Raw genomic sequence first — 16,382 nt, forward strand, 5'->3', positions numbered from 1 at the left:
CAGATTGTCTGATAAATTGTTAAAGAGCAGTGCAACACGGCTTTCGCTCACTGTTGCGAGGTGGCGTATATTACGCTTTCCTCTTTCAGAGTCAACCCTCATTTTCAGGTTTTTCTCTTCAACCGAACCGGCTAATTAGTGTGAAGTGATTCACGTTTGCCGTCTCAGTGGGTGCGCATTATAGGGAACTTTGTTTTTCACACAACCCCTTTTCTCACTTTTTTTTCTAAGTGTCGTTTTTTCACGCTTTTTGCGTCGTAAGTGTGCAATTTGCTTAATTTTTGAGATGAGAAACAACCAAATTGGGCCGATAATGGGAAGAAATCTCACCATGACACCGTTTCAAAGAGGTAAACATGTCTGCCGTTTTACGTCGCTATAAAGATTTATTCCCCGTCATCGGCGATCGCGTGATGATCGACGACTCTAGCGTGATCGTTGGCGACGTTCGTCTAGCTGATGATGTCAGCATCTGGCCACTGGTAGCTGCACGCGGTGACGTTAACTACATTCAGGTTGGCGCCCGCAGTAATATCCAGGATGGCAGCGTTCTTCACGTCACGCATAAATCAGCGAAAAACCCAGAAGGCAATCCGCTGATCGTTGGTGAGGATGTGACGGTCGGACATAAGGTCATGTTGCACGGCTGCACGATAGGCAATCGCGTATTGGTTGGTATGGGTTCTATATTACTGGACGGTGTCGTCGTAGAAGACGATGTGATGATTGGTGCCGGTAGCCTGGTCCCGCAACATAAGCGTCTGGAAAGCGGTTATCTTTATCTTGGCAGCCCGGTGAAACAGGTTCGTCCGTTGAAAGAGGCCGAACTGGAAGGGTTACGCTATTCGGCCAATAACTATGTGAAGTGGAAAAACGACTATCTGGATCAGGACAACCAAACCCAACCCTGATTATCTTCCTGCTGTTCACGAATAAGATCGCTGGCTTCCTCTTCCAGATCCCAGCGATTTTCGCAAAACAGCGAGAGCCACTGTTGAGACGTCTCGCCACCAAAGCGGCGCGCTATGATCTCAGCCCTGAGCGCGCACGTTAGCTGCATGCCGTTCACCAGCGCAGGGAAACAAACGGCCTCCACGTCCTCACGCCACTCTTCACGCTCGGGAAACTGGATCGCCTGGTTCATACACCCAGCTCGCGTTTTAGGGATGCAATCACCGGTTCGACATCCGGCAAAATCCCATGCCACAGTAATACCGCATGAGCAGCCTGGCCCACCAGCATACCGAGCCCATCAGCATAGCGTTTAGCGCCGTGCTCGGCACACCATGCGAGAAATGCGGTATCACCTTTCTGATAGAACATGTCATAGCAGCAAACATGATGGTTAATCAGCGACTCGGGGATAGGCGGCGTCTCTCCGGCAATACCGCTGGAGGTTGCATTAATGATGAGATCGAATTCGTGTCCGGAAAGCTCGGACATTGGGATGGCGTTGACGCTTCCAGTATGGTGGAACAATTCCGCTAATGTCTGGGCACGAGCATGGGTACGGTTGGTCAGCGTCACGTTACAATCCAGAGAGAGTAAAGGCAGCAGCACGCCACGAGCCGCTCCACCCGCGCCAATCAACAGCACACGATAGCCAGGCTTAATCAGCCCCAGACGTTCCAGGTCGCTCAGCAGACCAATGCCATCGGTGTTATCACCGAGAATTCGCCCATCATCAAGACGCTTAAGCGTGTTGACCGCCCCCGCCAGCGCAGCGCGTTCCGTCAGTTCATCTGCCCGGGCGAATGCCTCTTCTTTAAAGGGCACCGTGACATTGGCCCCCTTTCCACCCTGTTGGAAGAAGGTGTTTAGCGTATCGACGAAGCCATCCAGCGGCGCCAGCATACGCCCATAGGGGTGGGCGATACTCAACTGTTCGGCAAACTGCTGATGAATGAACGGTGATTTGCTGTGCGCAATCGGGTTACCAAAAACAACGTAGCTTTCCACGGTTTACCCCTGGCGAAAACGTTCGCCCGTCAGGGCATCAAGAATTTCAGATGGATTCAGTCGTCCCCCAGTCGGCGCATCAACCACCGGGAAATCATCACCAAACTGCGCAAGCACTTCGGCGGTGGTCCGGCACGGCGGCAGACCGGTCAGGTTTGCGCTGGTAGAAACCAACGGTTTACCGTAGGCCTCACAGAGTGCAATCACCACTGGGTGATCCGTGACACGAACGGCCAACGAGCTAAAACGACCGGTTAACCAACCTGGCGTGGTTGATTTCGCCGGGAAGACGAAAGTCACCGGGCCCGGCCAACGCGCAAACACGGTGGCGCGCTGCGCTTCGGTCAGCATGCTGTCGTCAATATAAGGTTTAAGCTGATCAAAGCTTGCGGCGATCAGGATTAATCCTTTCTCTACCGGGCGCTGTTTCAGCGCCAGCAGGCTCATGACGGCTTCTTCACTGTCGGGATCGCAACCAACGCCAAATACGGCTTCGGTTGGATAAGCGATGACTTCTTTATTGTTCAGAGCGACAACCGCACGCTGTACGGCCTCTGATGGCAGGTTTTTATTCACTGATTTGTTTCGCCGGTACCGGCTTTCCACATTGTTTGCTGGCACAAAAGCGTTTTACGCCCTGCGCCGTTTTCTTTTCGATAAGCAGCGGGTAATGGCACTCGGGGCACTCCCCCGCTACCGGAGTGAAGTTAATGACGAACTGACATTCCGGATAGCGATCGCAGGAATGAAAGTTTTTACCAAAGCGAGAACGGCGCTGCACCAGGTGCCCTTGCTGACACGCGGGACAGACGATTGCCGTTTCATCGGGTTTATCAATAACCTCAGTGTGTTCACATTCAGGATACTGGCTGCATCCAATGAACATGCCAAAGCGCCCCTGGCGCAACACCAGTACGGCACCACACTCTGGACATGACTGCCCCTCCAGAATTTTAACGATATGTCCATCCGCCTGGCTTTTCAGGGGACGAACGTAATCGCATTCCGGATAATGGGAACAGCCCAGAAACGGCCCGTGTTTACCGGACCGTATAACCAGTTCAGCCCCGCACTGCGGACAGGGCTCGTTTTTAGACACCGAAAACAGTGCAGATTTGGCCATAACAACTCTTGATGCCACAAAATGAATTAATGCAGCATACCTTCATTCGTCTCGAAGAGTAATTCTTCCATTTGTTGATAGGCGTTTTCGCAGCCCGGAAGATTGAACAGAACCATCAAAATGACCCACTTCAGTTCTTCCAGCTCAAACTCTGCGGTATCCAACGCCATGACGCGTTCAATCACCATTTCCCGCGTTTCGAGGTTCAGCACCTGAATCTGCTCAAGGAATAACAGGAATCCCCGGCAGCTGGCATCCAGTCGTTGACTCTCTTCCTCAGTGAAAATACGCACGGAGAGAGGGTCGGACGCAAGCTGCATCGGTTCTACGAGGCCTTCCTGATAGTCGGCGAGCTTTTCCAGCCATATTAGCGCGTTGAAGATATCTTCACGTTCGAACCCTGCATCGGTAAGATCCCGAGTCAGTTTGTCCTGATCCACGCGCATGTCTGTTTCTGTATGGATGTAGGTCTCAAACAAATACATTAGTACGTCGAACATGGCCTGCCCTCCTTAATCGGACATAGCCGCCGGGTACAGCTGCGATCCACCCTGCTAACTCCAGTTCAAGTAGCTGAGCCACGGTCACTGGCACAGGTTGGCCGGCACGTTCAGCGACGACGTCAACAGGTGTTACCTCATCTCCTACGTTAGCCAGGAGCTCAGGAAATGGCAATGCTACACATTCCTTATCTGCACAATTATTTGTCATTTCGGGCGGTTCGGACAAATGTCTGTTTAATCCAGGAAAAAGCGCCAGAATATCCTCAGGTTCCGTCACCATCATCGCCCCCTGCTTGATAAGCCAGTGCGGCCCTTCCATGCCAGGATTTCCCAGCGGGCCGGGTATCGCAAACACCTCTCGCCCTTGCTCGAGTGCGCACCTCGCTGTCACTAACGAGCCGCTACGCAGCGCGGCCTCCACCACCAGGACGCCACGGCTCAGACCGCTAATGATGCGGTTACGACGGGGGAAGTTATACGCCGCAGGCGCGGCACTTAACGGAAACTCAGAAACCAGCGCCCCGCCATGTTCAACAATCTGCTCAGCTAGCGCTCGGTGTCGATGGGGGTAAATATGAGCCAGGCCGCTACCCAGAATGGCGATAGTGTTCCCTTCCACCTGCAGGGCGCTACGATGCGCCACACCGTCAATACCCAATGCCAGACCGCTGGTGATAGTCACTCCCTGCCTCGCCAACACCTCACAAAAGTACCTCCCCCACCGTTCACCATAGTGTGAGTGATGGCGACTGCCGACAACCGCAAGCTGTGGAGAGCGTAATAATGTGAGATTGCCGTGCACGCACAGCACGGCGGGATAATCGCGGATAGCACGAAGCGGCTCAGGGTAATAAGGAGAGTCGGCGAGTAAAAGGTGGTTTCCTGGTATGTCCAACCAGCGCTGATTGTCCTCTATCTCGCTCTGCGTTAGGGCGAAAAATCGTTCGGCCTGCTTAATACTAAACCCTAACGCAAAGAGCGTCTGGCGAGTGATATTGCTTTCCCGGCGAAGCGTGCAAAGCGCATACAGCATCTCATCGCCATACAAATCATTTACCTTCATCAGCCGGAAGGCTATATCTTCTGGCGACATCCTTTCCCCCTTGCCACATGCGGCATCAGCAATCCTTGCGATTGGTCACTGATGCTGTCAATTAGAGGGGGTTTTGTCTAGAATAGAGGTAATAATCTTTCCTACTCCTGAACAGAACTCTGGATATTTATGGCAGTTTTGCAAGTATTACATATTCCGGACGAGCGTCTTCGCAAAGTCGCCGCACCGGTAAAAGAAGTGAATGAAGAAATTCAGCGAATTGTCGACGATATGTTCGAGACAATGTACGCCGAGGAAGGTATTGGCCTGGCGGCAACGCAGGTCGATATTCATCAACGCATTATCGTTATCGATGTGTCAGAGGATCGCGCCGACCAACTGGTGCTGATCAACCCTGAGCTGTTGGAAAAAGACGGTGACACCGGTATTGAAGAAGGTTGCCTGTCCATTCCTGAACAGCGCGCGCTGGTTCCTCGCGCTGAACGCGTGAAAATTCGCGCTCTCGACCGTAACGGTAAGCCGTTCGAGCTTGAAGCCGATGGTCTGCTGGCTATCTGCATTCAGCATGAAATGGACCACTTAGTCGGTAAACTGTTTATCGATTATCTTTCTCCGTTAAAACAGCAACGTATTCGCCAGAAAGTTGAGAAACTGGATCGCCTGAACGCGCGTGCCTAAGGATAAGGATTAACGTGTCAGATTCACTACGTATTATTTTTGCGGGTACCCCTGACTTTGCAGCGCGTCATCTTGACGCGCTGTTGTCGTCTGAGCACCAGGTCGTTGGTGTATTTACCCAGCCAGACCGCCCTGCCGGTCGCGGTAAGAAACTGATGCCAAGCCCGGTCAAAGTGCTGGCGGAAGAGAAAGGTATTCCGGTCTTCCAGCCAGTCTCACTGCGCCCTGAAGAAAACCAGAAGCTGGTCGCTGACCTGCAGGCTGACGTGATGGTCGTGGTCGCCTACGGGCTTATCCTGCCGAAAGCCGTGCTGGCTATGCCGCGCCTCGGCTGTATTAACGTTCACGGTTCCTTGCTGCCGCGCTGGCGTGGTGCTGCACCCATTCAGCGTTCGCTCTGGGCAGGTGATAGTGAAACCGGCGTCACCATCATGCAGATGGACGTAGGTCTGGATACGGGCGATATGCTGCATAAGCTCTCCTGCCCGATTACCGCTGAAGATACCAGCGCCAGCCTCTACGACAAACTGGCCGAACTGGGCCCGCAGGGACTGCTGCATACGCTGCATCTGCTGGCGACCGGCGCGGCTAAGCCTGAAGTTCAGGATGAAGCATTGGTCAGCTACGCTGAGAAGCTCAGCAAAGAAGAAGCGCTGGTTGACTGGACGCTCAGCGCAGCACAGCTTGAGCGCTGCATCCGCGCCTTCAACCCGTGGCCGATGAGCTACATCGTCATTGATGAGCAGCCGGTAAAAATCTGGCAGGCGACGGTGATTGATAAACCCGCCGGCGCCGAGCCAGGTACCATCCTGGAAGCGACTCGCCAGGGAATTCAGGTCGCAACCGGTGACGGTATCCTCAACCTTATTTCGCTACAGCCAGCGGGTAAGAAGGCGATGAGCGCACAGGATCTGCTGAATTCACGTCGGGAGTGGTTCATTCCCGGTAACCGTCTGCTTTGACGGTTCATACCTTTTAAAGCCCGGAGTCTCCGGGCATTTTTATTTTTGCGGTTATGAAAAAACATCTTAATTTACGCAGTATGGCGGCGCAGGCCGTAGAGCAGGTCGTCGAAAAGGGCCAGTCGTTAAGCAACGTGCTGCCTGCATTGCAGCAAAAAGTGGCCGATAAAGATAAAGCACTATTGCAAGAGCTGTGCTTCGGCGTGCTGCGCACACTCTCTCAGTTGGAATGGATGATCCAGCAGCTGATGGAGCGCCCGATGACGGGCAAACAGCGCACCGTCCACTATCTGATTATGGTTGGCTTTTATCAGTTGCTGCATACCCGTATTCCCCCGCACGCCGCGCTGGCCGAAACCGTTGAAGGTGCCGTGGTCATCAAGCGTCCGCAGCTCAAAGGGCTGATCAACGGAGTATTACGCCAGTTTCAACGTCGTCAGGAAGAGCTGCTGTCTGAATTCTCCCAAAGCGAACTGCGTTTTCTGCACCCGTCCTGGCTGGTGAAACGCATCAAGAATGCCTATCCGCAGCAGTGGGAAGCCATTCTTGAGGCCAACAACCAACGCCCGCCAATGTGGCTACGCGTCAACCGTAATCACCATACCCGCGATGCCTGGTTAGACTTACTGACGGAAGCAGGCATGACCGGTTTCCCGCACCCGGATTATCCAGATACCGTGCGTCTGGAAACACCTGCATCGGTGTTAGCATTACCAGGCTTCGAGCAGGGCTGGGTTACCGTACAGGACGCTTCCGCTCAGGGCTGCATGCGTTATCTACAGCCGGAAAACGGTGAGCAGATCCTGGATCTGTGCTGCGCGCCAGGGGGGAAAACCACACATATCCTGGAAGTCGCACCACAGGCTGACGTGCTGGCGGTTGATGTTGATGAAAAGCGCCTGTCACGCGTTTACGACAACCTTAAACGTCTTGGCATGAAGGCAACCGTTAAGCAGGGCGATGGCCGCTATCCAGAGCAATGGTGCGGCGAGCAGTTGTTCGATCGTATCCTGCTGGATGCGCCATGCTCCGCCACCGGGGTTATTCGTCGTCACCCGGACATCAAGTGGCTGCGCCGCGACCGCGATATCCCTGAGCTGGCTCAGCTGCAGGCTGAAATTCTCAATGCTACCTGGGCTCACCTGAAGCCGGGCGGTACGTTAGTTTATGCAACCTGTTCTATCCTGCCAGAAGAGAATCAGCAGCAAATTGCCGCGTTCCTGGCGCGGACACCTGATGCCGTGCTCAGCGATACAGGTACACCTGAACAGCCTGGCCAACAGAATTTACCGGGTGCAGAAGAAGGCGATGGTTTCTTCTACGCTAAGCTAATCAAGAAGTGATGAGATAACGGGTCGCAACTGATGAAAATTATCATTCTGGGTGCCGGACAGGTTGGCGGCACACTGGCGGAAAACCTGGTCGGGGAAAATAACGACATCACGATTGTCGATACTAACGGCGAGCGGCTGCGCAGCCTGCAGGATAAATTCGACCTGCGCGTGGTTCAGGGTCACGCTTCTCATCCCCGGGTACTGCGCGAAGCGGGTGCCGATGATGCCGATATGCTCGTCGCGGTGACCAGTTCAGATGAAACCAACATGGTTGCCTGCCAGGTGGCCTACTCACTGTTCAACACACCAAACCGTATCGCCCGTATCCGTTCCCCGGACTATGTACGCGATGCGGAGAAACTGTTCCACAGCGATGCCGTACCTATCGATCACCTGATTGCACCAGAACAGCTGGTTATCGATAACATCTACCGCCTGATTGAGTACCCAGGCGCGCTGCAGGTGGTAAACTTTGCCGAAGGTAAGGTGAGCCTGGCTGTCGTTAAAGCCTACTACGGCGGGCCTCTGGTGGGTAATGCGCTTTCGACTATGCGCGAACATATGCCGCATATCGATACCCGCGTAGCCGCTATTTTCCGTCACGACCGACCTATTCGCCCGCAGGGCTCAACTATCGTTGAGGCTGGGGATGAAGTCTTCTTTATTGCCGCATCGCAGCATATTCGAGCGGTAATGAGCGAGCTTCAGCGTCTGGAGAAACCATACAAGCGCATTATGCTGGTCGGCGGCGGGAACATCGGTGCAGGCCTGGCGCGCCAGCTGGAAAAAGATTACAGCGTGAAGTTGATTGAACGTAATCAACAGCGTGCGGCGGAGCTTGCTGAAAAGCTGCAGAATACGATCGTATTCTTTGGCGATGCATCGGATCAAGAACTGCTGGCGGAAGAACATATCGATCAAGTTGATCTGTTTATTGCCGTCACCAACGATGATGAAGCCAATATCATGTCAGCGATGCTGGCTAAGCGAATGGGCGCCAAGAAAGTGATGGTGCTGATTCAACGTAAAGCCTACGTTGATTTGGTGCAGGGGAGCGTTATCGATATTGCGATCTCCCCGCAGCAGGCAACGATCTCCGCACTGCTGAGCCACGTGCGTAAAGCGGATATTGTGGGCGTTTCTTCTCTTCGCCGCGGCGTTGCCGAAGCTATTGAAGCCGTCGCACACGGTGATGAAAGTACTTCGCGCGTAGTGGGCCGCGTTATCGATGAAATCAAACTGCCGCCAGGTACTATTATTGGCGCGGTGGTACGCGGAAATGACGTGATGATTGCTAATGACAATTTACGCATTGAGCAAGGCGACCACGTGATTATGTTCCTGACCGATAAAAAATATATTTCGGACGTGGAACGCTTGTTCCAGCCAAGTCCCTTCTTCCTTTAATTACCCAAAGGCGCTCAATAGAGCGCCTTTTTTATTAACCCGCTATTATTTAAGGGTTAATTAATACTGCCATATTTATTATCACCAATGGAAAATAGATAAACATTTGTTAAACTTATAAACGTCAGCTAGCACAAGGGAGAATAAAATGAGCATTATTAAAGAGTTTCGCGAATTCGCGATGCGAGGAAATGTTGTCGATTTGGCAGTGGGTGTCATTATTGGTGCAGCGTTTGGCAAGATTGTATCGTCATTAGTTGCGGACATCATCATGCCGCCGCTGGGGCTGCTCATTGGTGGGATTGATTTCAAGCAGTTCGCGGTAACGCTGCGCGATGCGCAAGGTGATGTACCGGCAGTGGTCATGCATTATGGCGTATTCATTCAGAACATCTTCGATTTTGTGATTGTTGCCTTCGCCATCTTTATGGCGATAAAACTTATCAACAAGCTTAACCGTAAGAAAGAGGAGCCAGCTGCTGCTCCTGCACCAACCAAAGAAGAAGTCCTGCTGTCTGAAATTCGTGACCTGCTGAAAGAACAGAACAACCGTTCTTAATCAGGCCGCAGAAAGCAGAAAGCCAGTGGTAAAAAAGCGCATCGCTTGTTTGCCACTGGCCTCCCGCCCGTACCCCTTACCGTGTTTTTCTTTCCGCAGATAGCTGCCTTTACCTTTCTTATTTTTCTCTACGCGCTGACGAAACAGCGGGTCATGTAATAGGGCTTCGATGGCATTGTCTTTAATCTGCCCCTTCGTATGCTGATAGCGGCTCATAACATCTCCTGATTGTGTGTTTATTACGCGGCGAGTGTAGATCTAATTATGTAAACACTCAACTCACATTTTACGATGCCCCCGCCCCCTCTTCCAGAATCCCGAGAATAGAGCAATGTTGGCTGCTATGCGCAGTCCCACAGCAGGCATCATTCAGCTGTTTTAGCGCGCGCTGCATCGCCTGCAGTTCTTCGATTCGAGATTCAACTTCGCTCAAGCGAGCCTGTACGATCCCTTTTGATTCCTGGCAGGTGTGGTGAGCGGGATCCACGCGGATCGAAAGTAATTCGCGGATTGACTCAAGAGTAAACCCCAACTGTCGGGCATAGCGAATAAACTTCAGGCGCTGAAGATCGTCCGCAGTATAAAGGCGAAAGCCGCCTTCAGTGCGAATATCATGGCTCATCATCTGCTGTTTTTCATAATAGCGCACGGTATCCGGCGTCACGCCGGCAAGCTTTGACAGTTCACCAATGCGGTACATAGCTACTCCTCGTTAATTTTACTCATCAGCTTATCGGCATAGTCACCGCGCAGAAAATCAGTACTTAATCCTGCTTGCTGCAATTTCAGTTCCATTAGCGCCAGTCGACGGCTCAGTTCCTGATAGCGCGCATCTTCCCGACGAATACCTTTCAGCAAATCGGCTAATTCAACGGCCTGCTTACGCTGCTCAAGTTCTGGGGGCAAACACCCCGCGTTCTTCAACAACCGATAGCCAGAACGTAACGCTTCGGGTACGGCGGAATCATCGTCAAGCACCAGTGGTTCACCCTGACCTGGCAGGTTATCAAACTCACCTTTGCGCTGCGCATCGGTAATATGGCGTTCGGCCCATTGATCCAGTAACCACATGTACCTACTCCGGAGAAATGAACAGAAAAGATACGACTATTGTAGAAGGGTGGGGGTAACGGGGATATAAAAAAACCCGCCGAGGCGGGTTTTTTTACTTTACTACAGATTACTCTGCAGCTGCTTCTGCTTTCGATTCTGAACGATCAACCAGCTCGATGTAAGCCATCGGCGCGTTGTCGCCTGCACGGAAGCCACACTTCAGAATGCGAGTGTAACCACCGGTACGGCTCGCGAAACGCGGGCCCAGTTCGTTAAACAGTTTTGCCACGATCTCGTTATCACGAGTACGGGCGAATGCCAGACGACGATTAGCAACGCTATCAGTCTTGGCAAGAGTAATCAGCGGCTCAACTACGCGACGCAGTTCTTTCGCTTTAGGCAGGGTCGTCTTGATGATTTCATGACGAACCAGTGAACCTGCCATGTTGCGGAACATAGCCTGGCGATGGCTGCTGTTGCGGTTCAGTTGACGACCACTCTTACGATGGCGCATGACCTTATCCTTCTCAGTAAAACCTTAACCTGTGATCCGGTTACTCGTCAGCAATGCTTGCCGGCGGCCAATTTTCCAGGCGCATGCCCAGAGAAAGACCACGTGAGGCCAGCACGTCTTTAATCTCGGTAAGAGATTTTTTACCCAGGTTAGGCGTCTTAAGAAGCTCAACCTCGGTACGCTGTACCAGATCACCGATATAGTGGATAGCTTCTGCCTTGAGGCAGTTAGCAGAGCGGACAGTCAATTCCAGATCGTCAACAGGGCGCAGCAGGATCGGATCGAATTCTGGTTTCTCTTCTTTCACTTCCGGCTGACGTACATCACGTAAGTCAACGAAAGCTTCCAGTTGTTCTGCCAGGATGGTTGCCGCACGACGAATCGCCTCTTCAGGATCGATTGTGCCGTTGGTTTCCATTTCGATGACCAGCTTGTCCAGGTCGGTACGCTGTTCTACACGCGCTGCTTCAACATTGTAGGCAATACGCTCTACAGGGCTGTAGCATGCGTCGACCAACAGACGGCCGATCGGGCGCTCATCTTCTTCCGAATGAATTCGGGCAGAAGCCGGCACATAACCGCGACCGCGCTGAACTTTGATACGCATGCTGATAGCTGCGTTCTCATCGGTCAGGTGGCAGATCACGTGCTGCGGCTTGACGATTTCGACATCACCATCATGGGTGATATCGGCTGCGGTCACAGGGCCAATGCCAGATTTATTCAAGGTAAGAATAACTTCATCTTTACCCTGAACTCTCACCGCCAGCCCTTTCAGGTTGAGCAGGATTTCAAGGATATCTTCCTGAACGCCTTCTTTGGTGCTGTACTCATGAAGTACACCATCAATCTCAACCTCGGTCACCGCGCAACCCGGCATCGATGAGAGCAGAATACGGCGCAGTGCGTTACCCAGAGTATGGCCAAAGCCACGCTCTAAAGGCTCAAGGGTCACCTTGGCGTGCGTCGAACTCACTTGCTCGATATCTACCAGGCGCGGTTTTAGAAACTCTGTCACAGAACCCTGCATTGTGTCCTCTCTTTGGTACTAAGCTTTACTTGGAGTAAAGCTCGACGATCAGGTGTTCGTTAATGTCCGCAGACAGATCAGAACGCTCAGGCTGACGCTTGAACGTGCCTTCCATCTTGCCAGCATCAACTTCCAGCCAGGTTGGCTTTTCACGCTGTTCAGCCAGCTCCAGAGCGGCTTTAACGCGAGATTGCTTTTTCGCTTTCTCACGGATGCTAACAACGTCATTCGCTTTAACCTGATAAGAAGCGATGTTAACAACACGACCGTTTACCATGACTGCTTTATGGCTAACCAGCTGACGTGCTTCTGCACGAGTGGCGCCAAAGCCCATACGGTATACTACGTTGTCCAGACGACCTTCCAGCAGAGCCAACAGGTTTTCACCGGTGTTGCCTTTCAGACGTGCTGCTTCTTTGTAATAGTTACGGAACTGACGCTCCAGCACGCCGTAGGTACGACGAACTTTTTGCTTTTCACGCAACTGCACACCATAGTCAGACAGACGCGGTTTACGCGCACCGTGCTGGCCAGGAGCTTGTTCAATTTTACACTTGGTATCGATCGCGCGAACGCCAGACTTAAGGAATAAGTCGGTGCCCTCACGACGGCTCAGCTTGAGCTTAGGACCCAAATATCTTGCCATTTTCTTTCTCCAACAAACCTGGAAAACGAAGCGTTATACGCGACGTTTCTTCGGCGGACGACAACCGTTATGAGGGATCGGAGTCACATCAGTAATATTAGTGATGCGGAAACCAGCGGCGTTCAGAGCACGAATAGTAGATTCGCGGCCTGGACCCGGACCTTTAACCATAACTTCCAGATTCTTGATGCCGTATTCTTTAACGGCGTCAGCGCAACGCTCTGCTGCAACCTGAGCTGCAAACGGAGTGGATTTACGCGAACCACGGAAACCGGAACCACCGGCTGTTGCCCAACCCAGCGCATTACCCTGACGATCGGTAATAGTTACGATGGTGTTGTTAAAAGAAGCATGGATATGAGCCACGCCATCAGAGACTTGTTTTCTTACACGCTTACGTGCACGAACTGGTGCCTTTGCCATTATTCAATCACCCCGATTATTTCTTGATCGGTTTGCGCGGTCCCTTACGGGTACGTGCGTTGGTCTTGGTACGCTGGCCGCGAACCGGGAGACCACGACGATGACGCAAACCGCGATAGCAACCAAGATCCATCAGGCGCTTGATGCTCATGCTAATTTCACGGCGCAGATCACCTTCAACGACAAATTTGGCAACTTCGTCACGCAGCGTGTCGATTTGTCCTTCAGACAGCTCACTGATCTTAACATTTTCAGCGATACCCGCAGCAGCCAGGATGGCTTTAGAACGGGTCTTGCCGACGCCATAGATCGAGGTTAACGCGATCACAGCATGTTTCTGATCAGGAATGTTAATGCCTGCTATACGGGCCACTATGCACTCCTACTATTTAATATGTACGCACCATGCTGAAAAGCCCGTTTTCAGGATACTCAAATGGAAACGTACAGACATACAAAAGATTGGCTGGCTAATCTAGCCAGCTCAACCCAACTTTGCAAGAAAAATATGCGAATAAATCAGCCTTGGCGCTGTTTATGCTTCGGCTCGGCGCTGCAAATCACACGGATGACACCATCACGCTTAACGATTTTGCAGTTACGGCATAATTTCTTGACGGAAGCACGAACTTTCATTTTTACTCTCCGTAACTTCTCGGGCGACCTTTTAGCGGCTATAGCCTTTGAGGTTCGCCTTCTTCAATGCAGACTCGTACTGACTTGACATCATCAGAGTTTGCACTTGAGCCATAAAGTCCATAATCACGACAACAACGATCAGTAGCGATGTCCCACCGAAGTAGAACGGCACTTTCATTGCATCACGCATGAACTCCGGGATCAGGCAGATAAAAGTAATATACAACGCACCAACGAGAGTCAGGCGAGTCATTACTTTATCGATATACTTCGCCGTTTGCTCTCCCGGACGAATTCCTGGTACAAATGCACCGGACTTCTTCAGGTTATCTGCTGTTTCACGCGGGTTGAAGACCAACGCCGTGTAGAAGAAACAGAAGAAGATGATTGCAGACGCATAGAGTAACACATAAAGCGGTTGCCCAGGCTGCAAATACAGCGAAATTGTTGTCAGCCAGTTCCAACCGGTACCGCCCCCGAACCATGACGCGATGGTCGCAGGGAACAGAATAATACTGGAAGCGAAGATTGCTGGGATTACCCCGGCCATATTCACTTTCAGCGGTAAATGTGTGCTCTGTGCAGCATAGACACGACGACCTTGCTGACGTTTCGCGTAGTTTACCACAATGCGGCGTTGACCACGTTCAACAAATACAACAAAGAACGTCACTGCAAACACTAATACTGCAACCAACAGCAACAGGAGGAAGTGCAGGTCGCCTTGACGTGCTTGCTCGATAGTATGGGCAATGGCTGGCGGGAGTCCCGCAACGATACCAGCGAAGATAATGATTGAGATACCGTTGCCGATACCACGCTCAGTAATCTGTTCGCCGAGCCACATCAGGAACATAGTCCCTGTAACCAGACTCACAACAGCGGTGAAATAGAATGCAAAGCCTGGATTGATTACCAGGCCCTGCATACCAGGCATATTCGGTAAACCGGTAGCAATACCGATTGACTGGAATATTGCCAGCACCAGAGTGCCGTAACGGGTGTACTGGCTGATCTTACGACGACCAGACTCCCCTTCTTTCTTGATTTCTGCCAGCGTTGGATGAACCACCGTCAGCAGCTGGATAATAATCGATGCCGAAATATACGGCATGATACCCAGGGCAAAGATAGAAGCACGGCTGAGAGCACCACCAGAGAACATGTTGAACATTTCAATGATAGTGCCTCGCTGTTGCTCAAGCAGTTTGGCAAGTACAGCGGCATCAATACCAGGGATCGGAATAAAAGAGCCAATACGGAACACAATAAGCGCACCGATTACAAACAACAGTCTGCGTTTCAGCTCGCCTAAGCCACCTTTGGCACTTTGAAAATCTAATCCCGGTTGTTTAGCCATCTGCTACTTATTCCTCGATTTTACCGCCAGCAGCTTCGATAGCAGCACGAGCGCCTTTAGTAACACGCAGGCCACGAACAGTTACCGGGGTAGAAACCTCACCAGACAGGATCACTTTCGCGAACTCGATCTGAATACCGATAATGTTAGCTGCTTTCAGCGTGTTCAGGTCAACAATACCGCCTTCCACTTTCGCCAGGTCAGACAGACGGACTTCCGCTGTAATCGCTGATTTGCGAGAAGTGAAGCCGAACTTCGGCAGACGACGGTACAGTGGCATCTGGCCACCCTCGAAACCACGACGTACGCCACCGCCAGAACGAGACTTCTGACCTTTGTGACCACGACCGCCGGTTTTGCCGAGGCCAGAACCGATACCACGACCCAGACGGCGACCCGCCTTTTTAGAGCCTTCGGCCGGAGACAGAGTATTTAAACGCATCTCTTACTCCTCAACTTTAACCATGAAGTAAACCGCGTTGACCATACCACGAACAGCAGGAGTATCCTCGCGTTCTACGGTGTGACCAATACGACGCAGACCCAGGCCAAGCAGCGTTGCCTTGTGTTTCGGCAGACGACCGATTGCACTGCGGGTTTGAGTAATTTTAATAGTCTTTGCCATGGTTTATTTCCCCAGAATTTCTTCAACGGATTTACCACGCTTGGCAGCGACCATTTCCGGAGATTTCATATTTTCCAGACCGTCGATAGTTGCACGAACCACGTTAATCGGGTTGGTGGAACCATACGCTTTAGCCAGAACGTTACGAACCCCAGCGACTTCCAGGACGGCGCGCATTGCACCACCGGCGATGATACCGGTACCTTCAGAAGCCGGCTGCATGAATACACGAGAACCCGTGTGAGTACCCTTAACTGGGTGCTGCAGGGTGCCGGTATTCAGCGCGACGTTAATCATATTGCGACGGGCTTTTTCCATCGCTTTCTGGATCGCTGCTGGAACTTCACGCGCTTTACCGTAACCAAAACCAACGCGACCGTTACCATCACCAACTACAGTCAGAGCTGTGAAGGAGAAAATACGACCACCTTTAACGGTTTTAGATACGCGGTTTACCGCGATCAGCTTTTCCTGCAGTTCGCCAGCTTGTTTTTCGATGTGAGCCATCTTACA

The 16,382-nt window shown here is 51.9% G+C and carries 25 protein-coding genes; 6 read left to right on the forward strand and 19 right to left on the reverse strand.

Translation table 11 applies throughout. The features are described from left to right. The first annotated feature begins 356 nt into the window (after positions 1 to 356). Positions 357 to 911 carry a gamma carbonic anhydrase family protein gene (locus HII27_RS16655; RefSeq protein WP_185668938.1) on the forward strand — a complete coding sequence of 185 codons (555 nt, stop codon included), beginning with the start codon at positions 357 to 359 and terminating at the stop codon, positions 909 to 911. Here HII27_RS16655 and HII27_RS16660 read toward each other — a convergent pair. Genes HII27_RS16660 through dprA form a run of 6 tightly spaced genes read right to left on the reverse strand, consistent with a single transcriptional unit; the run spans position 887 to position 4,678 of the window. Beyond that, positions 887 to 1,144: a DUF1488 family protein gene (locus tag HII27_RS16660; protein ID WP_185668939.1), complete on the reverse strand. Its 258-nt coding sequence runs from the start codon at positions 1,142 to 1,144 to the stop codon at positions 887 to 889. The genes HII27_RS16655 and HII27_RS16660 overlap by 25 nt on opposite strands. Beyond that, positions 1,141 to 1,959, reverse strand: coding sequence for a shikimate dehydrogenase (aroE, locus tag HII27_RS16665; RefSeq protein WP_185668940.1), 819 nt, complete (start codon positions 1,957 to 1,959; stop codon positions 1,141 to 1,143). The genes HII27_RS16660 and aroE overlap by 4 nt, the downstream gene beginning before the upstream one ends. A gap of 3 nt (positions 1,960 to 1,962) precedes the next feature. Continuing rightward, positions 1,963 to 2,535 carry an L-threonylcarbamoyladenylate synthase type 1 TsaC gene (gene tsaC, locus HII27_RS16670; protein WP_185668941.1) on the reverse strand — a complete coding sequence of 191 codons (573 nt, stop codon included), beginning with the start codon at positions 2,533 to 2,535 and terminating at the stop codon, positions 1,963 to 1,965. After that, on the reverse strand, positions 2,528 to 3,082 hold the full coding sequence (locus HII27_RS16675; protein WP_185668942.1) for a DNA topoisomerase family protein: 555 nt from the start codon (positions 3,080 to 3,082) through the stop codon (positions 2,528 to 2,530). Before HII27_RS16675 ends, tsaC begins: the two co-directional genes overlap by 8 nt. 26 nt (positions 3,083 to 3,108) lie before the next feature. Then, entirely contained in the window at positions 3,109 to 3,582 is a 474-nt protein-coding gene (gene smg, locus HII27_RS16680; protein WP_123650834.1) for a DUF494 family protein Smg, read from the reverse strand. Further along, entirely contained in the window at positions 3,554 to 4,678 is a 1,125-nt protein-coding gene (gene dprA / locus HII27_RS16685; protein WP_185668943.1) for a DNA-protecting protein DprA, read from the reverse strand. Before dprA ends, smg begins: the two co-directional genes overlap by 29 nt. A gap of 129 nt (positions 4,679 to 4,807) precedes the next feature. Between dprA and def the strand changes: the two genes are divergently transcribed. From def to mscL, 5 genes are all read left to right on the forward strand, one after another. Beyond that, a complete protein-coding gene (gene def, locus HII27_RS16690) occupies positions 4,808 to 5,317 on the forward strand; it encodes a peptide deformylase (protein WP_185668944.1) in 510 nt (169 codons plus the stop codon). A 14-nt stretch (positions 5,318 to 5,331) separates the two neighbouring features. Further along, on the forward strand, positions 5,332 to 6,279 hold the full coding sequence (gene fmt, locus HII27_RS16695; protein WP_185668945.1) for a methionyl-tRNA formyltransferase: 948 nt from the start codon (positions 5,332 to 5,334) through the stop codon (positions 6,277 to 6,279). Positions 6,280 to 6,332: 53 nt separating this feature from the next. Further along, entirely contained in the window at positions 6,333 to 7,622 is a 1,290-nt protein-coding gene (gene rsmB / locus HII27_RS16700; RefSeq protein ID WP_185668946.1) for a 16S rRNA (cytosine(967)-C(5))-methyltransferase RsmB, read from the forward strand. Positions 7,623 to 7,643: 21 nt separating this feature from the next. Continuing rightward, positions 7,644 to 9,020, forward strand: a complete 1,377-nt coding sequence (trkA, locus tag HII27_RS16705) for a Trk system potassium transporter TrkA (RefSeq protein ID WP_035895001.1) — start codon at positions 7,644 to 7,646, stop codon at positions 9,018 to 9,020. A 148-nt stretch (positions 9,021 to 9,168) separates the two neighbouring features. Beyond that, positions 9,169 to 9,579, forward strand: coding sequence for a large-conductance mechanosensitive channel protein MscL (gene mscL, locus HII27_RS16710; RefSeq protein WP_185668947.1), 411 nt, complete (start codon positions 9,169 to 9,171; stop codon positions 9,577 to 9,579). Here mscL and HII27_RS16715 read toward each other — a convergent pair whose 3' ends face one another. The 13 genes from HII27_RS16715 to rpsE form a co-directional block, all read right to left on the reverse strand. Next, positions 9,580 to 9,795: an alternative ribosome-rescue factor A gene (locus HII27_RS16715; RefSeq protein ID WP_185668948.1), complete on the reverse strand. Its 216-nt coding sequence runs from the start codon at positions 9,793 to 9,795 to the stop codon at positions 9,580 to 9,582. Between the two features lie 70 nt (positions 9,796 to 9,865). After that, entirely contained in the window at positions 9,866 to 10,279 is a 414-nt protein-coding gene (zntR, locus tag HII27_RS16720; RefSeq protein WP_035894995.1) for a Zn(2+)-responsive transcriptional regulator, read from the reverse strand. A gap of 2 nt (positions 10,280 to 10,281) precedes the next feature. Further along, positions 10,282 to 10,650 carry a DnaJ family domain-containing protein gene (locus tag HII27_RS16725; protein WP_185668949.1) on the reverse strand — a complete coding sequence of 123 codons (369 nt, stop codon included), beginning with the start codon at positions 10,648 to 10,650 and terminating at the stop codon, positions 10,282 to 10,284. 109 nt (positions 10,651 to 10,759) lie between these two features. Next, on the reverse strand, positions 10,760 to 11,146 hold the full coding sequence (rplQ, locus tag HII27_RS16730; protein ID WP_035894993.1) for a 50S ribosomal protein L17: 387 nt from the start codon (positions 11,144 to 11,146) through the stop codon (positions 10,760 to 10,762). 40 nt (positions 11,147 to 11,186) lie between these two features. Then, the gene (locus HII27_RS16735; RefSeq protein WP_002919219.1) at positions 11,187 to 12,176 is read right to left on the reverse strand and encodes a DNA-directed RNA polymerase subunit alpha; all 990 of its coding nucleotides are present in this window, start codon (positions 12,174 to 12,176) and stop codon (positions 11,187 to 11,189) included. 25 nt (positions 12,177 to 12,201) lie between these two features. Further along, complete coding sequence (gene rpsD / locus HII27_RS16740) at positions 12,202 to 12,822, reverse strand: 30S ribosomal protein S4 (RefSeq protein WP_185668950.1); 621 nt, start codon at positions 12,820 to 12,822, stop codon at positions 12,202 to 12,204. Between the two features lie 33 nt (positions 12,823 to 12,855). Further along, complete coding sequence (gene rpsK, locus HII27_RS16745) at positions 12,856 to 13,245, reverse strand: 30S ribosomal protein S11 (RefSeq protein WP_001029758.1); 390 nt, start codon at positions 13,243 to 13,245, stop codon at positions 12,856 to 12,858. Between the two features lie 16 nt (positions 13,246 to 13,261). After that, positions 13,262 to 13,618, reverse strand: coding sequence for a 30S ribosomal protein S13 (rpsM, locus tag HII27_RS16750; protein WP_013364454.1), 357 nt, complete (start codon positions 13,616 to 13,618; stop codon positions 13,262 to 13,264). 146 nt (positions 13,619 to 13,764) lie between these two features. Then, the gene (gene rpmJ / locus HII27_RS16755) at positions 13,765 to 13,881 is read right to left on the reverse strand and encodes a 50S ribosomal protein L36 (protein ID WP_000868187.1); all 117 of its coding nucleotides are present in this window, start codon (positions 13,879 to 13,881) and stop codon (positions 13,765 to 13,767) included. Between the two features lie 31 nt (positions 13,882 to 13,912). Beyond that, the gene (secY, locus tag HII27_RS16760; protein ID WP_035894987.1) at positions 13,913 to 15,244 is read right to left on the reverse strand and encodes a preprotein translocase subunit SecY; all 1,332 of its coding nucleotides are present in this window, start codon (positions 15,242 to 15,244) and stop codon (positions 13,913 to 13,915) included. 7 nt (positions 15,245 to 15,251) lie between these two features. After that, positions 15,252 to 15,686, reverse strand: coding sequence for a 50S ribosomal protein L15 (gene rplO, locus HII27_RS16765; RefSeq protein ID WP_035894986.1), 435 nt, complete (start codon positions 15,684 to 15,686; stop codon positions 15,252 to 15,254). 3 nt (positions 15,687 to 15,689) lie between these two features. Further along, on the reverse strand, positions 15,690 to 15,869 hold the full coding sequence (rpmD, locus tag HII27_RS16770; protein WP_003863301.1) for a 50S ribosomal protein L30: 180 nt from the start codon (positions 15,867 to 15,869) through the stop codon (positions 15,690 to 15,692). Between the two features lie 3 nt (positions 15,870 to 15,872). Further along, positions 15,873 to 16,376 (reverse strand): 30S ribosomal protein S5, encoded by a 504-nt coding sequence (rpsE, locus tag HII27_RS16775; protein ID WP_015962744.1) that lies wholly within the window; start codon positions 16,374 to 16,376, stop codon positions 15,873 to 15,875. Between the last annotated feature and the right edge of the window lie 6 nt (positions 16,377 to 16,382).

The sequence above is a fragment of the Kluyvera sichuanensis genome (genome assembly GCF_014218705.1).
Taxonomy (GTDB): Bacteria; Pseudomonadota; Gammaproteobacteria; order Enterobacterales; family Enterobacteriaceae; genus Kluyvera; species Kluyvera sichuanensis.

Excerpts from the sequence above, each read along its gene's own strand:
- HII27_RS16655 (WP_185668938.1), top strand. The coding sequence starts at position 357 with ATGTCTGCCGTTTTACGTCGCTATAAAGATTTATTCCCCGTCATCGGC.
- HII27_RS16660 (WP_185668939.1), bottom strand. The coding sequence starts at position 1,144 with ATGAACCAGGCGATCCAGTTTCCCGAGCGTGAAGAGTGGCGTGAGGAC.
- HII27_RS16675 (WP_185668942.1), bottom strand. The coding sequence starts at position 3,082 with ATGGCCAAATCTGCACTGTTTTCGGTGTCTAAAAACGAGCCCTGTCCG.
- smg (WP_123650834.1), bottom strand. The coding sequence starts at position 3,582 with ATGTTCGACGTACTAATGTATTTGTTTGAGACCTACATCCATACAGAA.
- dprA (WP_185668943.1), bottom strand. The coding sequence starts at position 4,678 with ATGTCGCCAGAAGATATAGCCTTCCGGCTGATGAAGGTAAATGATTTG.
- def (WP_185668944.1), top strand. The coding sequence starts at position 4,808 with ATGGCAGTTTTGCAAGTATTACATATTCCGGACGAGCGTCTTCGCAAA.
- rsmB (WP_185668946.1), top strand. The coding sequence starts at position 6,333 with ATGAAAAAACATCTTAATTTACGCAGTATGGCGGCGCAGGCCGTAGAG.
- trkA (WP_035895001.1), top strand. The coding sequence starts at position 7,644 with ATGAAAATTATCATTCTGGGTGCCGGACAGGTTGGCGGCACACTGGCG.
- mscL (WP_185668947.1), top strand. The coding sequence starts at position 9,169 with ATGAGCATTATTAAAGAGTTTCGCGAATTCGCGATGCGAGGAAATGTT.
- HII27_RS16715 (WP_185668948.1), bottom strand. The coding sequence starts at position 9,795 with ATGAGCCGCTATCAGCATACGAAGGGGCAGATTAAAGACAATGCCATC.
- zntR (WP_035894995.1), bottom strand. The coding sequence starts at position 10,279 with ATGTACCGCATTGGTGAACTGTCAAAGCTTGCCGGCGTGACGCCGGAT.
- HII27_RS16725 (WP_185668949.1), bottom strand. The coding sequence starts at position 10,650 with ATGTGGTTACTGGATCAATGGGCCGAACGCCATATTACCGATGCGCAG.
- rplQ (WP_035894993.1), bottom strand. The coding sequence starts at position 11,146 with ATGCGCCATCGTAAGAGTGGTCGTCAACTGAACCGCAACAGCAGCCAT.
- HII27_RS16735 (WP_002919219.1), bottom strand. The coding sequence starts at position 12,176 with ATGCAGGGTTCTGTGACAGAGTTTCTAAAACCGCGCCTGGTAGATATC.
- rpsD (WP_185668950.1), bottom strand. The coding sequence starts at position 12,822 with ATGGCAAGATATTTGGGTCCTAAGCTCAAGCTGAGCCGTCGTGAGGGC.
- rpsK (WP_001029758.1), bottom strand. The coding sequence starts at position 13,245 with ATGGCAAAGGCACCAGTTCGTGCACGTAAGCGTGTAAGAAAACAAGTC.
- rpmJ (WP_000868187.1), bottom strand. The coding sequence starts at position 13,881 with ATGAAAGTTCGTGCTTCCGTCAAGAAATTATGCCGTAACTGCAAAATC.
- secY (WP_035894987.1), bottom strand. The coding sequence starts at position 15,244 with ATGGCTAAACAACCGGGATTAGATTTTCAAAGTGCCAAAGGTGGCTTA.
- rplO (WP_035894986.1), bottom strand. The coding sequence starts at position 15,686 with ATGCGTTTAAATACTCTGTCTCCGGCCGAAGGCTCTAAAAAGGCGGGT.
- rpmD (WP_003863301.1), bottom strand. The coding sequence starts at position 15,869 with ATGGCAAAGACTATTAAAATTACTCAAACCCGCAGTGCAATCGGTCGT.
- rpsE (WP_015962744.1), bottom strand. The coding sequence starts at position 16,376 with ATGGCTCACATCGAAAAACAAGCTGGCGAACTGCAGGAAAAGCTGATC.